At 67.6% G+C, this 7,856-nt stretch carries 8 protein-coding genes and 1 other RNA gene; 2 read left to right on the top strand and 7 right to left on the bottom strand.

Annotation, left to right across the window (positions count from 1 at the left end; translation table 11 throughout):
* Nucleotides 1–24: 24 nt before the first annotated feature.
* The 7 genes from ffs to Q8S30_RS16405 all read right to left on the bottom strand — a co-directional run bounded on the left by ffs (nucleotide 25) and on the right by Q8S30_RS16405 (nucleotide 6,045).
* Nucleotides 25–123: signal recognition particle sRNA small type (gene ffs, locus Q8S30_RS16375), an RNA gene on the bottom strand.
* A gap of 71 nt (nucleotides 124–194) precedes the next feature.
* Nucleotides 195–539: a hypothetical protein gene (locus tag Q8S30_RS16380; protein WP_305667098.1), complete on the bottom strand. Its 345-nt coding sequence runs from the start codon at nucleotides 537–539 to the stop codon at nucleotides 195–197.
* Between the two features lie 146 nt (nucleotides 540–685).
* On the bottom strand, nucleotides 686–1,450 hold the full coding sequence (locus Q8S30_RS16385) for an ABC transporter permease (RefSeq protein ID WP_305667099.1): 765 nt from the start codon (nucleotides 1,448–1,450) through the stop codon (nucleotides 686–688).
* Nucleotides 1,450–2,238, bottom strand: coding sequence for an ABC transporter ATP-binding protein (locus tag Q8S30_RS16390; protein ID WP_305667100.1), 789 nt, complete (start codon nucleotides 2,236–2,238; stop codon nucleotides 1,450–1,452). The genes Q8S30_RS16385 and Q8S30_RS16390 overlap by 1 nt, the downstream gene beginning before the upstream one ends.
* A 62-nt stretch (nucleotides 2,239–2,300) precedes the next feature.
* Nucleotides 2,301–3,296 carry an ABC transporter substrate-binding protein gene (locus tag Q8S30_RS16395; protein WP_371135542.1) on the bottom strand — a complete coding sequence of 332 codons (996 nt, stop codon included), beginning with the start codon at nucleotides 3,294–3,296 and terminating at the stop codon, nucleotides 2,301–2,303.
* 173 nt (nucleotides 3,297–3,469) lie between these two features.
* Complete coding sequence (locus Q8S30_RS16400; RefSeq protein ID WP_305667102.1) at nucleotides 3,470–4,111, bottom strand: HAD family phosphatase; 642 nt, start codon at nucleotides 4,109–4,111, stop codon at nucleotides 3,470–3,472.
* 29 nt (nucleotides 4,112–4,140) lie between these two features.
* Nucleotides 4,141–6,045, bottom strand: coding sequence for a bifunctional 2',3'-cyclic-nucleotide 2'-phosphodiesterase/3'-nucleotidase (locus Q8S30_RS16405; RefSeq protein WP_305667103.1), 1,905 nt, complete (start codon nucleotides 6,043–6,045; stop codon nucleotides 4,141–4,143).
* 270 nt (nucleotides 6,046–6,315) lie between these two features.
* Between Q8S30_RS16405 and nudC the strand changes: the two genes are divergently transcribed.
* Both nudC and Q8S30_RS16415 read left to right on the top strand, forming a co-directional pair.
* Entirely contained in the window at nucleotides 6,316–7,278 is a 963-nt protein-coding gene (gene nudC / locus Q8S30_RS16410) for an NAD(+) diphosphatase (RefSeq protein ID WP_305667104.1), read from the top strand.
* A 34-nt stretch (nucleotides 7,279–7,312) separates the two neighbouring features.
* Nucleotides 7,313–7,783, top strand: a complete 471-nt coding sequence (locus Q8S30_RS16415) for an SRPBCC family protein (protein WP_305667105.1) — start codon at nucleotides 7,313–7,315, stop codon at nucleotides 7,781–7,783.
* The last annotated feature ends 73 nt before the right edge of the window (nucleotides 7,784–7,856 follow it).

Raw genomic sequence — 7,856 nt, forward strand, 5'->3', positions numbered from 1 at the left:
CAAATCAGGGTGCTGAAGGGGGAGGGGTGAGAGGCTGGACAACGACCCAAGCGGGGCTCGTTACGGCTGCTTCCTTCCGGACCTGACCGGGTTGGCGAGGCGCTCGCCCGCGCCAACCTCTCGCGGAGGGATATAAGACGGGGCGATGCGCGATGCAAGTGGGGCGAAGGCTGCCCCGCGAGGCGAGGCCCCGGTCAGTTCGCCAGCAGGTCCTTGCAGAAGAAGCGGCCGAAGGCGCCGGTGCAGGTGGCGGAGCGGTTCAAACCTTCCACCGTGACGCGGGTGGTGAAGGGGCGGTCCTCGAAGGTGACATCGAGGCTGTCGCGCACCAGGCGGATGCAGTCGGAGGGGCGGAGCTTGCAGCCGACCAGGGCGATCTGCGCGAAGGGATCGCTGCCCTCCCCGACATCGGTATTGGCGACGCGGTCGCGGATCGCGGCTTCGAGCGTCGCGTCGAACTCGGCGGGGCCGGGGCGGGTGGCAAAGGCGGCGATGCCGACCCCGGCGAGGAGCAGGACGAGCAGGGTGAGCAGGCGCATTGGGAACCTCCGGGGGGCGCGGGATCTGGCCTGCGGTATGCCCTGCGGAGCGCCGGTTGTCGAGCGCTGCGCCTGGACCAGCCCAAGGCCGGGGGCGCTGCCCCCGGACCCCCGGGATATTTGGACCAAAACGAAGGAGAAGTAGGTCAGTGCGCGGGGCGTTCGGCCCAGCCTGCGAAGGTCTTTTCTAGCGCGACGACGCCGTAGTAGAGGACGATGCCGAGGAAGGCGAGGGCGATGAGGACGGCGAACATCAGCGGGTAGTCGCCATTGGTCTCGCCCGACTTGAACAGGGCGCCGAGGCCGCGGCCGTGGGGGGAGACGATCTCTACCAGGTTGGTGCCGATGAAGGCGAGAGTGACCGAGACCTTCAGGGCGCCGAAGAACTCCGGTAGCGTCTTGGGCAGCGCGATCTTGCGGAAGATGGTGATCTTGGAGGCGCCGAGCGAGCGCAGGATGTCGCGGTATTCGGGTTCCAGCGTCGAGAGGCCGATGCCGACGGAGACGGCGATGGGGAAGAAGCTGATCAGGAAGGCCATCAGCACGGTGTTGAAATCATGCTGGCCGATGAAGAGGAGGGCGAGCACCGGCACCAGCGTGGCCTTGGGGATGGCGTTGAAGCCGACCAGCAGCGGGTAGAGCGCGTCGCGGGCGATGCGGGAGAAGCCCATCATCATGCCGAGGAAGGTGCCGAAGACCACCGCCAGCGCAAGGCCGGCGATGGTGCGCCACAGCGTCTGCCAGCCCATTTCCAGGAACAGCGGCCAGAAGCGGATATAGGCGGCGGGCAGGTCGGAGGGCGAGGCCATGACGTAGTTGGGCCAGTCATTGACCCAAACGATCCCCTCCCACAGCAGCAGGAAGCCGAGGATGGCGCCAAGCGGGACAGCGAATTTCTGCAGGTTGTCCATCAATGCACCGCCCCGTCGCGGCCCTGGGCGATGCGGATCTGGTCGCGCAGGATATGCAGCATGTCGGCCACCTCGGGCGTGTAGAGGATGTCGAGGGTGCGGTCTGCGGGCAGGGTCACGTCCATCACATATTGCGTGGTGGCGGGGCGGCCCGAGAGCACGATGACCTGATCGCCGAGGAAGACGCTTTCGCGCAGGTCATGGGTGATCAGGACGCAGGTGAAGGGTTCCTTGGCGCGCAGGTCGCGCATGGTCTGCCACAGATCCTCGCGCGTGAAATTGTCGAGCGCGCCGAAGGGTTCGTCCATGATCAGCACATCGGGCTTGTGGACGATGGCGCGGCAGAGGCTGGCGCGCTGGCGCATCCCGCCCGAAAGCTGGCTGGGGGTCTTGTTCTCGAAGCCGGCGAGGCCGACCATCTCCAGCAGTTCCATCGCGCGGGCTTCTTTCTTGGCGCGGGGCATGGAGGGGGCCACGATTTCCAGCGGCAGGATCACGTTCTGCAGGATCGTGCGCCATTCCAGCATCACCGGGTTCTGGAAGGCCATGCCCACGGTCTTGCGCGGCGATTTCACCAGCTCGCCATGCAACCAGACCTCGCCCGTGTCAGGCTTCATCAGCCCGGCGACAAGGCGGGTGAGGGTGGACTTGCCGCAGCCCGACGGGCCGACGACGGCGCAGAACTCGCCTTCGGGCACCGCGATATTGAGGTCGCGCAGCACCGGAAGCGGGCCCGCCTTGGTACGATAGGCGTGCGTGACGCCCTTGATGTCGATCAGATTTGCCACTGTTCCCCGCCCCGCCTTTGCACCGGGCGCGGGCGCCCGGTGCGGTTGTTCAGATCGCCGGCTTATTCCAGCATCAGGCTGCCATCGGTGGGCAGGTAGCTGCTGTCGAAATACATCGCGGCATCGGGGGCGTTGACGAAGCTGTAGACGGTCCCGGTCTGCTCGATGGCCTTGGCCATGCGTTCGGCGTCGATGCCGCCGAGGCCGTTGGCCTTGACCCAGTCGGTCAGCACATTGTCCTCGATCGACATCTGCAGGCGCTCGGTCTCCAGCGCGGGATCGGCGGCGGGGTTACGTTCGATTAGCCCCTCGATGGCCTTCGCGGGGTCGGCGATGGCGTCTTTCCAGCCAAGGGCGACGGCTTTGAGGAAGCCGGTGACCAGTTCTGGGTTGGCTTCGGCGAAGTCGGTGTTGACGATAACCGCGTTGCCGTAAAGCGCGACGCCGTGGTCGGCCATCAGGATCACCGAGATGTCGTCGGCCGGGACGCCAAGCCGCTTGACGTTCAGCGTGGAGGTGAAGCTGAAGCCGGTGACGGACGCGACCTTGCCTTCGGCCAGCATCGGCTCGCGCACCGGGAAGCCAAGCGGCTCGACGGTGATCGAGGCCATGTCGAGGCCGTTTTCGGCGGCGAAGATCGGGAATTGCGCCCAGGCGCCGTCGGGCGGCGGCGCGCCGAGCACCTTGCCGGCGAGGTCGGCGGGGGCCTCGACGCCAAGCGACTTGCGGCCGATGACGGCGAAGGGCGGCTTGTCATAGATCATCATCACGGCGGTGACGGGCGCGCCGGGGTTCTGGTCGAGGAACTTCATCAGGCTGTTGATATCGGCAAAGCCCACCGGATAGGCGCCGGTGGCGACCTTCGGGATCGCGTCGAGCGAGCCGGCGCCTTCGGAGATTTCAACCTCGAGCCCCGCAGCGGCAAAGTGACCATTGTCGATGGCGGCGAAGTAGGGCGCGGCGGGGCCCTCGAACTTCCAGTCGAGCGCGAAGGGCATGGCGGTTTCAGCATGGGCGGGCGCGGCCAGCGTGGCGACAAGGGCGCCGGCGGCGAGAATGGCGGAGCTGCGGTGGAACACGGATCTCTCTCCCGGTTAATGACCGGATGACACTGTCTTGTGTGCCGGGCGGGGGGGAGAGGGCGGGGGCTGCGGCAAATCGGCGACGCGGTGTGGCGCCCGAATTGCGGGCAGATCGTCGCGAGTTGCGCGAAAACTGGGCGGCGCGAAGCTTAGATGTCGAACAGCGCCAGCGCCTCGATCAGGCTGGCGGCTTGATGATGGGCGAGGCGTTCGCGGCTGGGATGCATGTCGGGGATCTGCACCACGGTCATGCCGGCGGCATGGGCCGCCCGCACGCCGGTGTCGCTGTCCTCCAATGCGAGGCAGCGGGCGGGGTCGGCGCCCAGGCGGCGGGCGGCTTCCAGATACACGTCGGGGGCGGGCTTGCCTCGGGGGACGGCGTCGAAGCCGACGACGGTGGCAAAGCGCCCGCCGAGGCCGGCGGCGGCGAGTTTGGCGGTGGCGCGGGCGGTGGCACTGTTGGTGGCGACGGCGCGGGGCAGAGCGCGGGCATCAAGCGCGGCGAGGGTGGCGTGGACGCCGGGGCGCAATGGCACGCCGTCCAGCATCCGCGCCTCCATCGCCTGCAGCCAGGCCTCATCGAGTGCGGCGGCGTCGAGCGTGCAGCCGAGATGGTCGCAGAGCATCCGGTGCCCCTCAACCGCGTCGATGCCGATCAACGAGATGAACACTTCTTCGGGAACGGCATGGCCAAGGCTGGCCAGCGCCTCGACCCCGGATTGCAGCGCAAGGCGTTCGGTATCCAGCAACAGGCCATCGAGGTCGAAGATCACGGCGTCGAAAGATGTCATAGGCATTCCAGTCAGGGGTTTTGGGCCAGTCAGAAGCGGATGCGGAAGCGGGCAAAGCCGTTCTCGCCCGGGCTGACCAGTTCGATGCGCCGGTCGCTGACCTCGGCCAGATGGTCGGGCGCATGGGGGCTGCTGTCGAAAATCGCGCTGGTGCCTTCGGGTGCGGTCAGCCGCCAGGTCCCGCCGGCGCAGGGGCAGATCGTGCCCTGCCAGGCGATGTAGCGCAGCAGCACGTCGCGGTTGGTGTTGCGGCCCTCATAGACGATGCTCTCTGGCCCCGTGCCGCGGAAGCCGCCGCCGCCGCTGGCACGATAGCTGTTGGTGGCGACAACGAAGGACTGATCGGGGTGCACCGGCATGCCGCCATGGCTGAGGTTGCGGATGCGGCGGCCATCCGGGTCGCGCAGCCGCCCGTGATCGTCGAAGCGCGAAGGTTGGGTCGGGTCGATCTCATAGCTGAGGCCGGAGATCACGTCGAAATTGTAGCTGGGAAACTCGGGGTCCAGCAGTGGCTGATCGGGCTGGCCGGGTTGCAGTTGCCGGTAGACCCCTGCCGCCCGCTCCAGCCAGTCGGCCAGATCGGCGCCGGTGACCCGCACCGCGCGGATGGTGTTGGGGAAGACGTAAAGGTCGGCCACGTTGCGCAGGGCGATGCCGCCGGCCGGCACCTCGGTGAAGTGGGCAGGACCGGAGCGGCCGCCGGCGCGGAACGGGGCCGCGGCCGACAGCAGCGGCACGTCCTGCCATTCGGTATCTTGCAGCGCCTGCGCGACATGCCAGCGCTGCGCGGCGCAGACCAGTTGCAGGGCCGGGTCATCGGCGACCAGCGCAAAATAGCTGTTCAGCGGCCGCGAGCTGTGCCCGACCGGGCGCCGGACATAGGCCAGAGTCGCGGTATGCTCGGCTCGCGCCGCCTCGAGCACCGGGGTGCTCTCTTGCGCGCTGGAGGCAGGGGATTGCGGCGGGGGGCAGACCTGCCGGGCCTCGGCGGTGAAGTCGAGCACTTGCCAGCCCGCCTCGCCGCGTTCCAGCAGCAGGTCGATCAGGCCCAGATGCGAGCCCCAGAAGCCGGCCATCACCGCCGGCTTGCCTGCCAGAGTGCCACGCGCCACATCGACATCTGGCAGCCCGTCGAAGGCGGGCGAGGGGAAGACCAGATGGCTGTGTCCTGTCATCACCGCGTCAATCCCGGGCACCCGTGCCAAGGGCACCGAGGCATGTTCCATGTCCGTGGCCCAGTCGGACGCGCCGATGCCGGAATGGCTCAGCGCCAGCACAAGATCGCAGCCCGCTGCCCGCATCTGTGGCACCCAGGACTGCGCTGCGGTCACGATGTCCCGCATTGCCAGCTGCCCATTCAGCACATGCTGGTCCCAGGTCAGGATCTGAGGCGGGGCAAAGCCAATCACGCCAATGCGGATCGGGTGCGGCGCGCCGGTGCCATCGGTCAGGGTCCGCTCAAGGATAATATAGGGCGGCAGCAGCGTTTCATCGTCGGTCGGGGCGTCGCCCAGCCGGGTTGCCACATTCGCCGACACCACCGGAAACTCGGCCCCCGCAAGCGCATTGGCCAGGAAATCGAGCCCATAGTTGAATTCGTGATTGCCGACGGTTCCGGCATCATACCCAACGGCATTCATCGCCGAGATGATCGGATGGGCGTCGCCGGGCTGCATCCCGCGTTCATAGGCGATGTAGTCGCCCATCGGATTGCCCTGCAGGAAATCGCCATTGTCGAACAGCAGGGCATTCGCCGCCTCGGCCCGGCACTCCTCGATCACGCCAGCGGTGCGGGCAAGACCCACGGCCTCGGACGCATGGTCGCCATAGTAGTCGTAGGGATAGACATGGACGTGAAGGTCAGTCGTTTCCATCAACCGCAGATGCGCCTGATTTCGGGCTGCCTGCGCAGTGAAAGGATGCAGCTTCGTCAATTATGCGCCCTGGCCGCTGCCCCTGCCGGTGGAGGCTTGTGTCGATTTCTGTTGCTTCTGTTAGCGTCTGCTCGCCCAGGCCGCCAGTGCTGGCACCCAAGGGCTTTGGCCGACCCTAGCCTGCAGGTGATTCGACGAAAAGCGTAACGCTATGTCACAAGACAATTTCGCGCGTTGGTTGTATTCCGGCCACGGCTTTGGAGTGGTGGCGCCGATTGCGCGACCGGGCCTGCCGTGGCAGAGCTTGCAGCGGCAAGAGCGGAGAGCGGAATGCGGCAGGACGAGCGGGATCTGGCCTTTGCGGGCGGCGGGCTGGACCGTGCCGCCCATCTGCGCGGCGATGTGGCGACGCTGCTTGCGGACCCCGCAACGCTGATGCTGCCATTCTGGCGGGGCAAGCCATTGCTGGTGGATGTTGCGACGGGCGGCCGGCGGCTGGGGCTGCTGGCACCCGGGCATCCGGCGCTGGCCGGCGGCGGGGAACCGCTGTTGCTGGGGCTGGCGAACGGGGCCGCGCGGTTTGCCGTGGACATCTCGGGCTGGGAGCCGGTGGGCGAGGTCGCGATGCCCGGCAGCTTTTTCGACCCGACCGAGCAGCGCCACCCGGACCTGCCGGACGACCACCGCTTTGCCGAGCTGCGCGGCGTGATGCTGGCGCTGGACCCGCTGGAGGCGGAACTGGCGGCGACGGGGCGGTCCTTGCTGGCCTGGCATGGCACGCACGGGTTCTGCTCGGCCTGTGGCGCCGCATCCGAGGTGGCGAAGGCCGGATGGCAGCGCAGCTGCCCCGCCTGCGCCGCGCAGCATTTCCCGCGCACCGACCCGGTGGTGATCATGCTGGTGACGCGCGGCAACCGCACGCTGATCGGCCGCAGCCCGGGCTGGCCCGAGGGGATGTATTCCTGCCTTGCCGGTTTCATGGAACCCGGCGAGACGATGGAGGCCGCGGTGCGGCGCGAGGTGGCTGAGGAGACGGGCGTGCAGGTCGGGGCGGTGCGCTTCGTCGCCAGCCAGCCCTGGCCCTTCCCCGCCTCGCTGATGCTGGGCTGCCGGGGCGAGGCGCTGACCGAAGAGATGGTGCTCGATCCGGTCGAGATCGAGGATGCAATCTGGCTGACGCGCGAGGAGATGGCGGACGTCTTCGCCGGTTCGCACCCTGTGGTGCGGCCGCCGCGGCGGGGGGCGATTGCGGCGCATCTTCTGCGCATGTGGCTTGCAGACCGTCTGGATTGACGCCAGAAATGATCGGAAATTCGAAGGGGCAGGCATGAAATTTTCGACCAAGGAAGACATCGAGGCGCCGGTGGCTTTCGTTTTTGCCGAACTGTCCGATTTCGACGGGTTCGAACGGGGCGCGATGCGCCGCGGCGCCACGGTCAAGCGGCTGGACCGACGCACCGAGCCCGGGGCGGGCATGTCCTGGGCGCTGGAGTTCCGCTGGCGGGGGCGCGAGCGCAAGATGGTCACCGACATGACGGCCTATGACCCGCCGCACGCAATGGCATTTCTGGCGGAATCGGCCGGCTTCGAGATGGTGCTGGGGATGAACTTTCTGGAAATGTCGCGCCGCCGCACGCGGCTGGCGATCGAGCTGGAGATCAAGCCGCGCACGCTGGCTTCGCGGATCATGCTGCAGTCGCTCAAGCTGGGCAAAGCCAAGCTGACGCGGAAATTCGTGGCGCGGGTGCGGGTGGCGGCGGAAGAGATCGAGGCGCGGCATCTGAAGCAGCAGGGGTGACAGAAGCAGGGGGGCCTTCTGCCCCCTATTTGCTAAAAAGAAGCGGGGGGGCGTATGCCCCCCCCCCCCCCCC

The organism is Frigidibacter sp. (assembly GCF_030695035.1).
Lineage (GTDB): Bacteria > Pseudomonadota > Alphaproteobacteria > Rhodobacterales > Rhodobacteraceae > Frigidibacter.

Excerpts from the sequence above, each read along its gene's own strand:
- Q8S30_RS16400 (WP_305667102.1), bottom strand. The coding sequence starts at position 4,111 with ATGACATCTTTCGACGCCGTGATCTTCGACCTCGATGGCCTGTTGCTG.
- Q8S30_RS16385 (WP_305667099.1), bottom strand. The coding sequence starts at position 1,450 with ATGGACAACCTGCAGAAATTCGCTGTCCCGCTTGGCGCCATCCTCGGC.
- nudC (WP_305667104.1), top strand. The coding sequence starts at position 6,316 with ATGCGGCAGGACGAGCGGGATCTGGCCTTTGCGGGCGGCGGGCTGGAC.
- Q8S30_RS16380 (WP_305667098.1), bottom strand. The coding sequence starts at position 539 with ATGCGCCTGCTCACCCTGCTCGTCCTGCTCCTCGCCGGGGTCGGCATC.
- Q8S30_RS16415 (WP_305667105.1), top strand. The coding sequence starts at position 7,313 with ATGAAATTTTCGACCAAGGAAGACATCGAGGCGCCGGTGGCTTTCGTT.